This is a genomic window from Dechloromonas sp. CZR5 (assembly GCF_008711155.1).
Taxonomy (GTDB): domain Bacteria; phylum Pseudomonadota; class Gammaproteobacteria; order Burkholderiales; family Rhodocyclaceae; genus Azonexus.
On record NZ_VUYQ01000001.1, the window covers coordinates 865,481 to 880,974 of the forward strand.

At 61.7% G+C, this 15,494-nt stretch carries 9 protein-coding genes; 5 read left to right on the plus strand and 4 right to left on the minus strand.

The features are described from left to right. Positions 1–251 precede the first annotated feature (251 nt). Both F1002_RS04210 and F1002_RS04215 read left to right on the plus strand, forming a co-directional pair. On the plus strand, positions 252–2,246 hold the full coding sequence (locus tag F1002_RS04210) for a TonB-dependent siderophore receptor (protein WP_223879452.1): 1,995 nt from the start codon (positions 252–254) through the stop codon (positions 2,244–2,246). An 8-nt stretch (positions 2,247–2,254) separates the two neighbouring features. After that, entirely contained in the window at positions 2,255–2,794 is a 540-nt protein-coding gene (locus F1002_RS04215; RefSeq protein WP_150427752.1) for a YfiR family protein, read from the plus strand. 83 nt (positions 2,795–2,877) lie between these two features. On the opposite strand, the gene cysN is transcribed toward F1002_RS04215, so the two are convergent. After that, positions 2,878–4,149, minus strand: coding sequence for a sulfate adenylyltransferase subunit CysN (cysN, locus tag F1002_RS04220; RefSeq protein ID WP_150427753.1), 1,272 nt, complete (start codon positions 4,147–4,149; stop codon positions 2,878–2,880). Continuing rightward, complete coding sequence (cysD, locus tag F1002_RS04225) at positions 4,149–5,078, minus strand: sulfate adenylyltransferase subunit CysD (RefSeq protein ID WP_150427754.1); 930 nt, start codon at positions 5,076–5,078, stop codon at positions 4,149–4,151. Before cysD ends, cysN begins: the two co-directional genes overlap by 1 nt. Before the next feature lie 200 nt (positions 5,079–5,278). Here cysD and F1002_RS04230 point away from each other — a divergent pair, with 200 nt between their 5' ends. Both F1002_RS04230 and F1002_RS04235 read left to right on the plus strand, forming a co-directional pair. Next, positions 5,279–5,797 carry a superoxide dismutase family protein gene (locus tag F1002_RS04230; RefSeq protein ID WP_150427755.1) on the plus strand — a complete coding sequence of 173 codons (519 nt, stop codon included), beginning with the start codon at positions 5,279–5,281 and terminating at the stop codon, positions 5,795–5,797. Between the two features lie 142 nt (positions 5,798–5,939). After that, positions 5,940–8,810 carry a PAS domain-containing protein gene (locus tag F1002_RS04235; RefSeq protein WP_150427756.1) on the plus strand — a complete coding sequence of 957 codons (2,871 nt, stop codon included), beginning with the start codon at positions 5,940–5,942 and terminating at the stop codon, positions 8,808–8,810. A 48-nt stretch (positions 8,811–8,858) separates the two neighbouring features. On the opposite strand, the gene F1002_RS04240 is transcribed toward F1002_RS04235, so the two are convergent. Further along, a complete protein-coding gene (locus F1002_RS04240; RefSeq protein ID WP_150427757.1) occupies positions 8,859–11,180 on the minus strand; it encodes an acetate/propionate family kinase in 2,322 nt (773 codons plus the stop codon). A 230-nt stretch (positions 11,181–11,410) separates the two neighbouring features. On the opposite strand from F1002_RS04240, the gene F1002_RS04245 reads away from it, so the two are divergent. Continuing rightward, positions 11,411–14,134, plus strand: coding sequence for a PAS domain S-box protein (locus F1002_RS04245; RefSeq protein WP_150427758.1), 2,724 nt, complete (start codon positions 11,411–11,413; stop codon positions 14,132–14,134). Here the strand turns inward: F1002_RS04245 and F1002_RS04250 are convergent. Next, positions 14,131–15,432 carry a diguanylate cyclase gene (locus F1002_RS04250; RefSeq protein ID WP_150427759.1) on the minus strand — a complete coding sequence of 434 codons (1,302 nt, stop codon included), beginning with the start codon at positions 15,430–15,432 and terminating at the stop codon, positions 14,131–14,133. The two genes, F1002_RS04245 and F1002_RS04250, sit on opposite strands and share 4 nt — an antisense overlap. Positions 15,433–15,494 lie beyond the last annotated feature (62 nt).

The following is a 15,494-nucleotide window of genomic DNA, read 5'->3' on the forward strand; positions in this document are numbered from 1 at the left end:
AAATACGCATACTGCATGGAAATGACGGTCTTTCTGCGCGTTAACGCCCGGCAGTGGGGAAAAACGGGGTAACGGGATTAACGTCGGGGCAGTTGCTGTGCATAATCCGGTATTTTTCTGGCGGACGGTTTCGGGGCGGTCGCCGCCTGCTGCTTCAATCCGTGCCAATCCGCGCAGTACCTGGATCTGATTATGATTTTTTCATCTTTGGTGATGTCGTCGATAGCGACTCCCCGCGTCGGGAGTTTTTCTTGACGCTGCGTGTCCATCGACATCGGTCTGTATCCGGCGCTCTGCTGCGTCTTGGCGTGCTGGCTGCCGCTCTTGCCGGCCGGGTGGCACTGGCAGCAGGCCCGGCCGACCTGAGCGCCGTGCCCTTTGATCAGCTGGTCCAGCGCGAGGTCGTGTCCGCATCAGCGCTGGTGCGTCAGATCAGCAACTCACCGTCCGCCGTGGCCATCGTGACGGCCGACGACATCCGCGCCTATGGCTATCGCACCCTGGCCGATGTCATCAGCAGCATGCGCGGCCTGTATACGACCAATGACCGCCGCTATCAGTACATGGGCGGGCGGGGCTTCGGTGCGCCGGGGGACTATACCGGCCGCATCATGGTGCTTATCGACGGTTACCAGACGCAGGATCCGTTGTTCAACCAGGCCTACATCGACGAGTCGGGATTGATCGACCTGGCGCTGGTCGAGCGCGTCGAGTACGTGCCCGGCACCGGGTCGGTGATCTACGGCAACAATGCCATGCTGGGCATCATCAACATCGTCACCCGCAAGGGGAGCGATTTCAACACCTTGCAGCTTTCCAGCGAGGCGGGTAGCCACGATACCTATCGCCAGCGCGCGACTTTCGGCAAACGCTTCGATAACGGCGCCGACGTCCTGCTCTCGGCGTCGTCCCTGCAATCGCAGGGGCAGAATCTCCATTTTCCGGCCTACGACACCCCGGCCAACAATCATGGCTGGGCAAACGGGATCGACGACGAAAGGAACCGGCGCGTTTTCGGCAAGTTCTCCTACGAGGGATTCACGGTCGAGGCTGCACATGTCGAACGCCGGAAAACGGTACCGACCAAGCCGATGAAACTCGCCGTCTTCAATACGCCTTTTGTCATCGACGACGAAAACAGCTATTTGAACGTCAGCTACGAGACCGATCTGGGGCTGCACCTGTATTCCACATCGCGTCTATATTTCGGTCGCTATGCCTATGACAGCCAGCGGACCATCGACGATGCGGCTTCCAATGCCCAGCGCAAGCACCGGGCGGAATGGTGGGGCCTCGACCAGAAATTCGTCGGGAAATGGTTTGCCCATCATTCGATCATGTTTGGCATGGAGTATCGGAACGACTACAACCAGTATCTGAGTCGGTCGTACTGGTATCCCGATGGGCGGATCGATGCGGCCAGCAGCGTCAAGGACGCATACTCGCGAAACACGACCAGCTTCTACCTGGCCGACGAGTATCGCTTCCATGAGCGCTGGCGGCTCAATGTCGGCGCGCGCTACGACAAGGCCAGCGACCTGGAAGGCAACTGGAGTCCGCGCGTGGCGCTGATTTATCAGCCCGGTTTCCGGACCACGTTGAAGGCCAGCTATAGCGAGGCTTTCCGCATGCCCAATGCCGACGATCGCTCGTTCTACCTTTCGGGAACCGCACCCGAATACGTGGTGGCCAAGGAGTTTGCCATCCAGCACGACCTGGACCGGCGGATGCGGATGACCGGCACGCTCTACGAATACCGGCGCAGCAAGCAGCAGGTCTATATCAGCGATGGGCATTACGTGCCGACCGGTAGCAGTCTGGCGCGCGGCCTGGAGCTGGAGTTCGAGGCGCGCTGGGATAACGGCGTGCGCGCCCGCAGCAGCGGCGCCTGGCAGCACTCGACCGACATCGCCGGCCTGGATGCGGTGAATTCTCCCAACGTGCTGGGAAAATTCCAGGTTTCCGCACCGTTGCCAGGTAAGGGCGTGCGCGTCGGCATCGAGGCACAATACCTCGGTTCCCGCCTGACGGATGAACGCCGCCGCCTGGGCGGCGTAGCGCTGGCCAACCTGACTTTCTCCAGCGAACGGAAGTGGAACGGATTGTCGGCCTCGTTCAGTATCCGCAACCTGTTCGACCGCGACTACGAGGTCGTTTCACCCTTCACCTGGGCACCGGGAACCGGTATCGATGCTTTGCGCATGGATGGCCGGACCTACTGGTTCCAGATCAACTACGATCTCTGAGTCCGGTGATGCGAGCGCTTCTGCTTCTATTGGGGTTCTGGATCAGCCTGGCGGCCAACGCGCAGGGGGTGTCCGAACATGACATGAAGGCTGCCTACCTGTACAACTTCGCCCACCTTTTCGAATGGCCGGAATCGCGGCGTGCCAATTTCCACATCTGCATTCTGGGCGACGAAGAGGTGGGTGCAGCCATGCAGGGGTATGACGAAAAGCGGGTCAATGGCCAGCGCATGGTCATCGCCCGGCTGAGCACGACGACGCCTATCCGCCTGTGCGATATCCTCTACGTCGGGGCCGCCGCAGTGGGCAATCTGCCGAAAATCCGCTCGATGCTGGGCGGCCAGCCGACCCTGACCGTTGCCGACAGGGCTCCGCTGCAGTCGGTGGCGGTGGCGCTGGCGCTGGAAAACCAGCACCTGATGTTCGATGTCAATCTCGAGCATTGCGAGCGCGCCAGTCTCAAACCCAAGCTGATCGTTCTGGGGTTGGCGCGCTTGGTACGCAAGGCTGCTGAAGGCGAACCCAAGGGGAGTGCCGTTCCGCGCTAGGCGAAGGGTGCAGCAAATGATCGGATCCAAAAAAAACGCTTCCCTCGGGAAGCGTTTTTTCGTTGCAGCCATCCGGCAGTCGATCAGCGGATCATCCCGGCGCCGACGGTATTGTTGTTGCTCTCGTCGATGACGATGAAGGCACCGGTCGCCCGGTTATCCTCGTAGGCATCGACAAACAGCGGCTGGGCCAGCTTGAAGCGGACCTGGGCGATGTCGTTCATGGACAGCTTCTCGGCCGGCACCTTTTCCAGGGTGTTCACGTCCAGGCGGTGGTCGATGGCGGTGAGCTTGGCCTTGGAGTCGCGGGTGGTATGGCGGATCAGGTAGGTGCGGGCGCGGTCGAGCGGGGTTTCGGCCAGCCAGCAGACGGTGGCGGCGATTTCCTTGACGGCCGGCGGCACTTCGCTGGATTTGACGATCATGTCGCCGCGCGAGGTGTCGATTTCATCAGCCAGCAGCAGGGTGACCGATTGCTCGGTGCCGGCTTCGCCAATGTCGACACCGCCGATCTGCACGGCCTTGACGGTCGATTCCAGGCCGTTGGGCAGCACGGTGACCTTGTCGCCGACCTTGATCGAGCCGGATTCGACGCGGCCCATGAAGCCGCGGTAGTCGTGCAGTTCCGGGTTGGCGGAGTCTTGCGGGCGGCAGACGTACTGGACCGGGAAACGGAATTTCTCGGTGTGCTCGGTGTGCGCGGCCGGAGCGGCTTCGAGAATCTCGAGCAGGGTCGGGCCTTCGTACCAGTTCAGCGAGTCGCCGCGGTCGACGATCATGTCGCCGTTGAGCGCCGACATGGGCAGGAAGCGGATGTCGTCGATGCCGACCTTGGCGGCGAATTCGAGGTAGTCGGCCTTGATCTTCTCGTAGGTGTCCTGCGAGTAATCGACCAGGTCCATCTTGTTGATGGCGACGACCAGGTGCGGAATGCCGACCAGCGACGCCAGCTTGGAGTGGCGGCGGGTCTGGGTCAGCACGCCCTTGCGCGCATCGATCAGGATGATGGCCAGGTTGGCGGTCGAGGCGGCGGTGACCATGTTGCGGGTGTACTGTTCGTGGCCCGGGGCGTCGGCGATGATGTACTTGCGCGTGCCGGTCGAGAAGTAGCGATAGGCGACGTCGATGGTGATGCCCTGTTCGCGCTCGGCCTGCAGGCCGTCGGTGAGCAGGGACAGGTCGACCGCGCCCATGCCGCGCTTCTGCGAGGTCTTCTCGATGGCGTTCAGCGTGTCGGCGAGAATGGTCTTGGTGTCGAACAGCAGGCGGCCGATCAGGGTGCTCTTGCCGTCGTCGACGCTGCCGCAGGTCAGGAAGCGCAGCAGGCCGTGATCTTCAATTGGGTGGGCGCTCATCAGAAGTAACCCTCTTTCTTGCGTTGTTCCATGGAGGCTTCGCTGGTCTGATCGTCCAGACGCGTGGCGCCGCGCTCGGTGATGGTGGTGGTGGCGGTTTCGACGACGATCTTGGCGACATCGTCGGCATCGGATTCGACCGGCGCCGTGCAGGAGATGTCGCCGACCGTGCGGAAGCGCACCAGCTTGTCGATGATTTCTTCACCGGCCTTCGGCAGGTTGGTCAGCTCGCCGGAAACCAGCGGCACGTTGACCGGCACGATGGCGCCCTGGCGGATGACGACCGGGCGGGTATGGGCGAAGTAGATCGACGGCAGTTCGAGGCCTTCGCGCTCGATGTATTGCCAGACATCCATTTCCGTCCAGTTCGAGATCGGGAAGGCGCGGATGTTCTCGCCCTTGTGGCTGCGGGCGTTGTAGAGGTTCCACAGCTCCGGGCGCTGGTTCTTCGGGTCCCATTGGCCGAACTCGTCGCGGAAGCTCATGATGCGTTCCTTGGCGCGGGCCTTTTCCTCGTCGCGGCGGGCGCCGCCGATGCAGCAGTCGAAGCCGAATTCCTCGATGGCTTCGAGCAGCGTCACCGACTGGTGCTTGTTGCGCGATTCGCCTTCGTGCTTGAGGACGACCGTGCCGCGGGCCATCGAATCCTCGACGGAGCGTACGATCAGGCGTTCGCCCAGTTCGGCGGCGCGCTTGTCGCGGAACTCGACGACTTCCTTGTAGTTGTGGCCGGTGTCGATGTGCATCAGCGGGAAGGGGAACTTGCCGGGGCGGAAGGCCTTTTCGGCGATGCGCAGCATGCAGATCGAGTCTTTGCCGCCGGAGAAGAGCAGCACCGGGTTGGCACACTGGCCGGCCACTTCGCGCATGATGTGGATGGCTTCGGCTTCGAGCCAGTCCAGATGGGAGAGGGTGGAACGTTGGGTCATTGCTGGGTAATCCGCTGGGATTGTCGAATGGTCGCCATTGTAACAACACCTTAATGCTCAATTAAGAACAAGTGGGCATCTTGTTATTTCGAATTGTTATAAATAATTGATCTTCGACTTTGAACGTTCAGCAAACTATCGGGTCCGTTCTGTTACCCGACCAGGGGTGATGTTTCATCAATTACAAAGAGGAGATAAAGATGACCATGCGTGCCGGTTTTTTCATGAGCGCCATTGCGGCAAGCCTGTTGAGCGCCTGTGCCACGACGCCGGCGGGGCCGATGGCCAGCGCCGATCTGCAGGCACGTTCGGGAAGTGCGGTGAGCGGCAAGGTGACGTTGACCGAATTGAACGGCCGTTTGCGGGTCGAGGCGCAGGTTGCCGGCCTGACGCCGGGAGAGCATGGTTTTCACGTTCATGAGGCAGGGGACTGCAGTGCACCGGATGCCAGTTCCGCAAAAGGGCATTTCAATCCTGCCGGAAAGGCTCATGGGCATCACGCCGGGAGCGAACGGCACGGTGGCGACATGCCCAATCTGGTGGCCAACGCGGCCGGAGAGGCCCGTTTTTCCGGGGAAATCGAGGGGCTCAGCCTGAGCGGAGCGAGCGGCGTCATCGGGCGCAGCATTGTCGTCCATGCCGATCCTGACGACTACAAGTCACAACCCGCGGGCAACTCCGGCAAGCGGGTTGCCTGCGGCGTGATTATCGCCCGCTAGGAGCGCCCTTGCCTTGAGGGGGGCGGCGAATGCCGCTTCCCTTGGTAAAAAGCGCGTGGTGATGTCTGCGGTTTTTGCTAAATCTATTACTTAATGCATACAATCCATCTATTGGATAGTGCATCAGGTTATTGGAGAGAGTGTGAGCCGCCGCATACTATTTTTCGTCACGGGCGTTCTGGCCTGTGGGTTGGCGCTGGCGGCCTACTTTGCCGAACGGATCAACCAGGTTCAGCACGAAACCGCGATTCGGGCCTTTGTTCATAACGAACTCGGGCGGGTCCGCGATTCGCTCGAGGGGCACCTGAATGCGGATATCCAGCTGGTTCGCGGCCTGACCAGCCTGGTGGCGCTGACGCCGAACATCGACCAGGAGCGTCTGAATGTAGCTGCCAAGCCCTTGTTCGATGGGCGTTCGCAACTCCGTAGCCTGGCTCTGGCCCCGGGCATGGTTGTACGCATGGTTTATCCGGTGTCCGGCAACGAGAAGGCGCTGGGGCTGGAATATCGCGATATTCCGGAACAGTTTCCGTCCGTGGAGCGCGCACGTCAGAGTCGCCAGATTGTCCTGGCCGGGCCGTTCAAACTGGTTCAAGGGGGCGATGGGTTGGCGGCGCGTTTGCCGGTATACCTGCTGGATTCCGGCGGACGGGAGTATTTCTGGGGCTTGGTCAGCGCCGTGATTGATGTCGAGCGCTTGTTCTCCGTCAGCGGTTTGCGCGACGACAAGCTGCCGGTCGAAATCGCGATTCGCGGCAAGGATGGCGACGGAGCAAGGGGCGCTACGTTTTTTGGCAGCCCCGATGTGTTTGCCATGAATCCGGTGCTGGCCGATATCTATCTGCCAACGGGTTCCTGGCAGTTGGCGGCCATTCCCCGCGGTGGCTGGCAGAGTACGCCGGACAACGTCTGGCTGTTGCGCGGCGGGTTGCTGATGATTTCCATTCTGGTGCTGGGTTCTTTCCTCGCCTTGATTCGAGGATGGGGGCTGCTTGCGCAGGCGGGGGAACGTGTCGAGGCATCGCGTCAACAATTGTCGGCGACGCTGGAAAACACGCCCAATGTGGCTGTCCAGTGGTATGACCGCGCCGGCAAGGTCATTTACTGGAACAAGGCCTCGGAAAGCCTGTACGGTTGGTCGGCGGAAGAGGCTCTGGGCAAGACCCTCGATCAGCTGATTCTCGGCCCATCCGAGGCCGCCGAGGCTCAGCACGCCTCGGAGCAGGTCAGGGCGAGCGGCGTGCCGGTGGGGCCGCTGGAGTTCATGGCGCGTAATCGCGACGGGGAAACCATCTGGGTCGAGGCGACCAAGTTTGCCATTCCTGGCGACAACAAGGCGGAACCCATCGTCGTCTGCATGGATGTCGATATTACCGAGCGCAAGCGAACGGCTAGGCAACTTGCCGATTTCAATCGGGATTTCGAGGCGTTTCTGAACGAGACGGGCGACTTCATCTATTTCAAGGACACCGATGGCTGCATCCGCTTCTGCAGCCAGTCTGTGGCCGTATTGGCAAACTGCGCGAGCTGGCGCGAGATGGTTGGCAAATGCGATGCGGATTTCTTCGGCCCGGAGATTACCGCCCGCTACGCGGCATCCGACCGCGTCGTTCTCCGCGAGGGGAAGCCCATTCTGGGCGTCATCGAGTCCTACCGCGATGCCCGTGGCGATGAACGGCACTTCCAGACCAGCAAGTGGCCGCTGTTTGATGACAGCCAGCAGGTGGTGGGCGTGTTCGGCATCAGCCACGATATTTCCGATCGCATGCAATACGAGGCGGAACTGCATCAGCATCGTCAGGACCTCGAAAAGCAGGTGGCCAGGCGCACCGCCGAACTGGCACAAGCCAAGTCGGCAGCGGAGTCTGCCAGCATCGCCAAGAGCGCTTTTCTGGCCAACATGTCGCATGAAATACGGACGCCGCTCAATGCCATCACCGGCATGGCCCACCTGATCCGTCGCGAAGGGCTCATGCCCAATCAGGAGGCCAGGCTGGGCAGGCTCGAGCTGGCTTCGGAGCATTTGCTGGAGATCATCAACGCCATCCTCGATCTATCGAAGATCGAGGCCGGAAAATTCGTGCTCGACGAATCGCCTTTGCAGCCCGAGCGGTTGCTCTCGAATATCGTCGCCATCCTCGGCGATCGCGCGCATGCCAAGCAACTTCAGCTGGTTGTCGACTGCGGCGAAGCGTTTCCGCTGCTGATGGGGGATGCCACCCGCTTGCAACAGGCCTTGCTCAACTACGCAACCAACGCCATCAAGTTTACGGAAACCGGAACGGTGACGCTGCGGCTGAGGCGGCTTGATGAAAACGAGCAGGGTGTCCTGCTTCGTTTCGAAATCCAGGATACCGGCATCGGCATCCAGCCCGAGCAACTGCCTCGTCTGTTTGCCGCCTTTGAGCAGGCGGACAATTCGATTACCCGTCGTTACGGTGGTACCGGCCTTGGCCTGGCGATCACCCGGAAGCTGGCACAGGCCATGGGGGGCGAGGCCGGGGCGGACAGTGTGCCGGGCGAGGGAAGCACTTTCTGGCTGACGGCGCGCTTGCAGCGTTCGGTCGGAACGGACGATGCCAGAACGGAAATCGGTCAGGAAGAAGCGGCGGATATCGTCTTGAGCAAGAATTTCGCCGGTAGCCGCATCCTGCTGGTGGAAGACGAGCCGATCAATCAGGAAATCACGCTCGCCATGCTCGCTGCCATCGGCCTGGTTGCCGACATTGCCGAGGATGGCCTCGTCGCGCTGGACAAGGTCAAAGCGAACGACTATGACCTGATCCTGATGGATATGCAGATGCCGAGGCTGGATGGACTGGCCGCCACGCTTCGTCTGCGGGCCATGCCCCGGGCTGCGTCCGTCCCGATTCTGGCCATGACGGCCAACGCCTTTGCCGACGACAAGGAGCGCTGTCTGAACGCCGGGATGAACGATTTCATCGCCAAGCCGGTACGCCACGAAACCTTCTATGCCACGCTGCTCCGCTGGCTGGCCAAACCCGTGGCTTGAGCGCGCCGCTCCTTTCTGCCGCAGCGAAAAGGAGCGGGCCGAGGGGCCTCAGGCGCGGCTCTGGATTTCCTCGATGTAGCCCAGCGTGCCGGTCTTCAGGTTGCCGGCATTGCCTTCGTCGGTATCGATGTGCATGGCCAGCCGGAAGGCCGGATTCACGCGGACGACGACGTCGCCGAAGATCAGCTCGCGCTCGCCTTCGACGCGGACGCGGACGACGTAGTTGTCACGCACACGGAAGCGCATGGCGTCTTCCGGCGACATGTGGATATGGCGCTGGGCACAGACCACGCCGCGCTCGATCTGGGTGCTGCCATACGGTCCTTCCAGCGTCAGGCCGGGGGTGCCGGCCAGGTCGCCGGACTGGCGGATCGGCGGTTGCACGCCGAGCTTGAACTGCTCGGTCATGGCGATCTCGACCTGGGTCTCCTTGCGGGTCGGGCCGAGGACGCGGACATTGGCGATACGCCCCTTGGGACCGACCAGATGCACCTTCTCCTCACAGGCATACTGGCCCGGTTGGGACAGTTCGTGCATCGGCGTCAGCTGGTGGCCGGGGCCGAACAGCGCCTCGACGTCGGCCTGCGCCAGATGCACGTGGTGAGCCGAGATCTCGACCGGAATGGCCGGCGGTTCGTCAGCCTTGGCTTCGAGCAGCAGCTGGTTGCGTTCGATGGCGCGCAGGGCTTCCCAGGCAACCAGACGCTCGTCGTCGTTGGTGATGACCAGGATGGTGACCGGGGAATCCGCGGTCGAGATCACGACGTGCGAATCGATCGACGTCAGGTTGCGGTTCTTTTCCTCGTCCAGCTTGATACCCATGTAGCCGAGGCCCTGACAGGCCAGGCTGCGCACGGTGGCGCTCGTTTCGCCGATGTCGCCGGTGAACACCAGGACGTCGATGCCGCCCATCGCCGCCACGTAGGCACCGATGTTCTTGCGCACCTGGTAGCAGAATGCCTTGTGGGCGAGCAGGGCGCGGTGGTGGCCTTCGGCGGCCTGCGCCTCGATTTCGTGGATGTCGTTGGAGATTCCGGAAATGCCCTTCAGGCCGCTTTCGGTGTTGATCAACGCCGAAAGCTGTTCCGGCGTCATCTTGTGCTGTTCCATCAGGTGGATCATCACCGCCGGATCGATGCTGCCGGCGCGGCTGGGCATGATCAGGCCGTCGGACGGGGTCATGCCCATGGTCGTGTCGATCGAGCGTCCGTGATCGATGGCGCACAGCGAGGCGCCGATACCGAGGTGGCAGGAGACGATTTCCAGCTCGCCGAGCGGGCGCTTGAGCACTTCGGCGGCCTTCATCGACACGTAGCGGTGCGAAGTGCCGTGGAAGCCGTAGCGACGGATGCCGTGTTGCTTGTACAGGTCGTAGGGCAGGCCGTAGAGGTAGGCGTACGGCGCCAGCGTCTGATGGAAGGCTGTGTCGAAGACGGCAACCTGCGGCACGTTCGGGAATTGCTTGAGGGCGACCCGGATGCCGGCGACGTTGACCGGATTGTGGAGCGGGGCGAAGACAGCCAGTTCCTCGATGTCGGCGATCACGGCGGGGGTGATCACGGCCGAGCTGGAGAACTTGTTGCCGCCATGCACCACGCGATGGCCGATAGCCGTGACGTCTTCCGGGTGGAAGGTGAAGGCCTTGCCGAGCAGCGCCGTCGCCTCGGTCATCACCGAGAACAGGTCGGAGAGCTTGAACGGCGCATGGTCCAGCGTCTTTTTCTGGGTGCCGACGCTGACCGTGATGTGGGCGAACTGCTTGTCGGCATTGTCGATGATGCCGTGGATGTCGGCGCCGCTTTCGAGCGTGTCGTAGATGCCGAAATGAATCTGGCTGATGCCGACGTTGAGCGCGACGACCTTGCCCGGCGAGTTGGTGCGCATCGACAGCGCGTAGGGGTCATCCGACTTGCTGACGGCGCGGGCCTGGGCGGCGACGAGGTCGACCGACATGGCGCGCGTCCGGTCGGCGAGCAGGCGGGAAAGGTAACCGACCGCCTTGGGATTGGTCAGGATGTGGGTATTGAAGACCTCCTGCGGGATCATCAACACGAAGCAACGGTTGCCGGCGATGACGTCGGCGACGATGCGGTCGCCGGTGAGCAGGGACATGACGCCGAAGACGTCGCCGGCTTCGAGTTGGGAAATCACCGAGCGCGTGCCGGTGTTGTCGGTCATCGAAATCTCGGCGTGGCCCGAGATGACGACGCCGATGGCGTGGCCTTCGTCGCCGGTTTCGAGGATGGCCTCGTTGCCTTCATAAGTCGCCAGGCGCGACTTGATGACGATTTCCTCGACCTTGTCGGCCGGGAAGTTTTCGAACAGTTTCACCTGTTCGAGGAAAAAACGTTTCAGATCGATTTCGCTCATGCTGTTTCTCGCTTTGATGGCGTTATTTTATGGCTTCAAGACTACCATTTTGTTGCGCTGCAGCAAAGTGTTTGCAATATGTCTTCAGTCGTCATTCTCCATGCTGATGATGCGTCGATGAGCGGGGGCGGAAGGAAAAGGATGGAAAGAAATCCACTCCCGTTTTCGGCACAGTCGCTCTTTCGTCGTTAAGATGGCGAATTAGGCTAAACGTCATATTCGGAGGCGCGATGTCCGGCATAGCTTTTCGGGTTCGGCTTGGCGAAAGCCCGGTTGTGCTTTCTGCCGACGAGGGTTGCGTGGACTTGCTCGGTTTCACGGCGGATGACTTCACACGCGGCAGGGTGGCGCTATGCCAGTGCTTCCACGCCGGGGATGCCGATATCGTGGCGGTGCTGTTCGAGGATTCCTCTGGCGACACGGCGGGATGCTTCAATGCCCGAATGCGCAATGCGTCGGAGAAAATCCTCTGCGTCCGCGGCGAATACCGGAGATACGCCGTGGAATCCGGCCAGGCAATACTCGAATTGCGCCTGGAGTCGGCCGGGAACCTGTGGGGCAAGGAGGCATCCGAGCCGATGATGGCCAATTTTGTGGCCATGATGGAAAACACCGACGATTTCATCTTTTTCAAGGATCGCAACCACGTTCTGACCGGCGCCAGCCAGACGCTGGTTTCCATCGCACACCAGACCGCACATTGGCGCGATTTGTTGGGCAAGACGGATTACGACCTCTTCCCGGAAGCATATGCCGACATGTACTACCGGCTCGAGAAGCAGGTGTTTACGACGGGTCAGCCGGTGCAGGAGGTGCAGGCCTACCTGCGTACGGACGGTCGCAAGGGCTGGATCGACAACCGCAAGTATCCCATCCGGGACGATGCCGGGGAGATCGTCGGCCTGTTTGGTGTGGCGCGGGATATCACCGAGAAGGTGAACGCCGAGGAAGCCTTGCGCCAGGAGCGCGATTACCACCGGAACATCCTGGAAACCGTCGAAGCCATGATCATTGCCCTCGATCTCGATGGGCGTGTCATGTCGATCAACCGGAAGGCGGGCGAGGTGCTCGGCTATCGGCCAGAGGAACTGGTCGGCAAGGACTGGTTCGAAACCTGCCTGCGCGAGAGCGCCAACCCCGAAGGGCGAAGCAAGCTGTTTTATAGCGCTGTCTTCGGGGCCGAGACGCGGACGGATTATTTTGAATACCCGATCCGGACACGGGATGGCGAACAACGCCTGATCGCCTGGCACGCCTGTCCGATCCGCGATGCGGACGGGGTAGTCGTTGGCGCAGTAGGTGTGGGCGAGGATGTGACCCAACGCCGGGCGGCGGAAATGGCGGCGGAGCAGAAACTCAGGCTTTCGCAGCAGCGGTTTGCCTCGATGTTCCATGCCAGTCCGGTTGCCGCGTCCATCGTCAGGGTGAGGGATGGTTGTTTCGTCGAGGTCAATCGCAACTACGAACGTGATTTCGGCTGGACCGCCGATGAATTGCTGGGGCGCCGGTCAACCGAAATGGGACTTTGGTCTGACGGGGAGGACCGGCATCGCTGGGCCGTGCGCTTGCTGCAGGAGAAGCGCCTGGTCGATTGGGAAACCAGCTGGTTTCACAAGAGCGGCGCGCGCCGGCAGGTCAGCATTTCCGCTGAAGTGACGGAATTGGACGGCGAGTTGTGCATCCTCGGGTTCGTCATCGACGTCACCGAACGCAGGCGTGCCGAGCGGATTCTCCGCAATCACCATGCCGAGCTGGAACTCGAGGTCCGGGAACGAACGGCGCAGTTGGCCGAAGCAAAGGAGACCGCCGAGAAGGCGAGCCTGGCCAAGAGCGCGTTCCTGGCCAACATGTCCCACGAGATTCGGACCCCGCTCAATGCCATCGCCGGCATGGCGCACCTGATCAGGCGGACTGGCCTGAGCGACGAGCAGGGACGGAGGCTGGACAAGCTGGAGATGGCCAGCAGTCACCTGCTGAACATCATCAACGCGATACTCGAACTCTCGAAGATCGAGGCCGGCAAGTTCGTACTCGAGGAGCAGGCCGTCGACATGGCCGATCTGCTGTCGGGCGTGGTGACCATTTTCCGCGAGCGGGCGGCCGAGAAAGGGCTGGAAATCCTGGTCGAAACGGATGCCATCGATTGTTCGCTGCTCGGTGATTCGACCCGCCTGAGTCAAGCCTTGATGAACTATGTTGGCAATGCCATCAAGTTTACCGAAGCGGGGCGGATCACGGTCCGCATCCGGAAGGTCCGGGAGGACGAAGCAGCGGTGACAATACGTTTCGACGTGGTGGATACCGGGATCGGCATACCGCAGGAAGCTGTCGGTCGCTTGTTTTCAGCCTTCGAGCAAGCCGACAACTCGACAACGCGTCGCTACGGCGGTACCGGACTGGGCTTGGCCATTACCCAGAAACTGGCGCGCTTGATGGGCGGTGATGCAGGCGTGACCAGCCGCGAGGGCGATGGCAGCAGCTTCTGGTTCTCGGCGCGCCTGAAAAAGGCCGCGGGCGCGGCGCGGGTTGCCGCGACGGAGGATGAACCGGTTTTCGAAGTGCTGCAGCGGCGTTTTGCCGGTCGCCGCGTCCTGATTGTCGATGACGAGCCGATCAACCAGGAAATAGCCCAGCTGATGCTCGAGGAAGCCGGTCTGGTGATCGATCTTGCCGGCGATGGCGCTGAAGGCGTGGCGAGCGCCGGGCATAACGCCTACGATCTCATCCTGATGGACATGCAGATGCCGCGCATGGACGGCCTCGAAGCAACCCGACGCATACGGGGCATGCCCGGGCGGGCGCAGGTGCCGATTCTGGCCATGACTGCGAATGCCTTCGTCGAGGACAGGGCGCGTTGCCTGGCGGTCGGGATGAACGATTTCATCCCCAAGCCGATCGACCCGGACCACTTGTACGAACTCGTCGTACGCTGGCTGAAAGACGCGGCGGCTTAGGCGGGTTGCGTTGCGGGAAGAGTGGACTCGACCCGGTTTCGCCCTTCCGACTTGGCCTTATAAAGCGCCGAATCGGCTTCGGCGATGAGCGTCCTGATGTCGATGGCCTGGCCCCGGGCGGCCGAGACGCCGGCGCTGAGCGTGATCGACACGGGCAGGCCGGACGTTGCGTCGACGACCGCCTGGCGTACCTTTTCGGCGACCCGGTGCATGTCCTGAAGTGCCGTGTTGGGCGCCAGGATCAGGAATTCCTCACCGCCCCAGCGACAGACCATGTCGGAGCCGCGCACGGTGCTCTGGATCACCGTGCCGACTTGGCGCAGCACCTGGTCGCCCATGAGATGGCCGTGCAGGTCGTTGATCTGTTTGAAGTGATCGATGTCGAGAAAGGCGATACCGAGCGGCAGATTCATGCGGCGGCAGAGCTGCGCCTGGGTGTCGAGAAATGCGTTTGCTTCGCGGCGGTTGGGGAGCCCGGTCAGCGGGTCGAATGACGCCAGTTCCTGGAGCTGGAGCTCGAGTTGCTTGCGGTCGCTGATATCGTGAACCATGCCGACGACGCGGGCCGGCTCGCCGTTGGGAGCGAATTCGCAGACACGGCCGCGGTCGTGGACCCAGAGGTAGTGCCCGTTGCGGTTGCGCAGCCGATAGACGGCCTCGAAGCGGGCACGCTTGCCTTGCATGTGTTCGCTCAACACCCCCAGCACATCGGCGACGTCATCGGGATGAACGTTCAGCTTCCAGGTGTCCAGCACCGGAGCCATTTCGTCGGGGCCGTAGCCCAGCATGCGCTTGAGCTGCGGGCTGAAATACAGTTTCCCGGTCGCGACCTCCCAGTCCCACAGCCCGTCGATGGCTTCGTTCAGGGCGAACCAGAGCTGCTTTTCCCGGTCCTGGAGATCCTGCTGTTGCGCCAGCTGGCGCGACAGGTTGCGGGCCACGGAGAGGAAGTAGGGACGGCCCGCGTGCTCGAACGAGGTGGTGAGCACCTCCACTTCGATTTCGTGACCATCGCGATGCCGATGCCGCCCGATGAAGCGATAGCAATCGCTGGCACGAATGATTCCGGCGATTTCTGACCACTGCGGCAGGCCGTGGATATCCTTTTGCAGGCTGAGGACGCTGTGGTTCAGGATGTCGTCCCGCGTCATGCCGAGGCATTCCCAAGCGAGGCGGTTGGCCCAGACGATGTTCGAGGTGTCCGGGTCGATCAGATAGACCGCGTCGGCCAGATGCTCGAAGAGTGTCAGCGTATCAGGCAAGGGGCCGGTCGGGGGGAGGGCTACGGACTCGAGCATGACAATTGGAAATGACGCATGGGCGGGCTATTTTAGCGGTTTTTTTGTATTGCTGAAGGATG

Coding starts and splice junctions, on each gene's coding strand:
- F1002_RS04215 (WP_150427752.1), top strand. CDS start 2,255: ATGCGAGCGCTTCTGCTTCTATTGGGGTTCTGGATCAGCCTGGCGGCC.
- cysN (WP_150427753.1), bottom strand. CDS start 4,149: ATGAGCGCCCACCCAATTGAAGATCACGGCCTGCTGCGCTTCCTGACC.
- F1002_RS04250 (WP_150427759.1), bottom strand. CDS start 15,432: ATGCTCGAGTCCGTAGCCCTCCCCCCGACCGGCCCCTTGCCTGATACG.
- cysD (WP_150427754.1), bottom strand. CDS start 5,078: ATGACCCAACGTTCCACCCTCTCCCATCTGGACTGGCTCGAAGCCGAA.
- F1002_RS04240 (WP_150427757.1), bottom strand. CDS start 11,180: ATGAGCGAAATCGATCTGAAACGTTTTTTCCTCGAACAGGTGAAACTG.
- F1002_RS04230 (WP_150427755.1), top strand. CDS start 5,279: ATGACCATGCGTGCCGGTTTTTTCATGAGCGCCATTGCGGCAAGCCTG.
- F1002_RS04245 (WP_150427758.1), top strand. CDS start 11,411: ATGTCCGGCATAGCTTTTCGGGTTCGGCTTGGCGAAAGCCCGGTTGTG.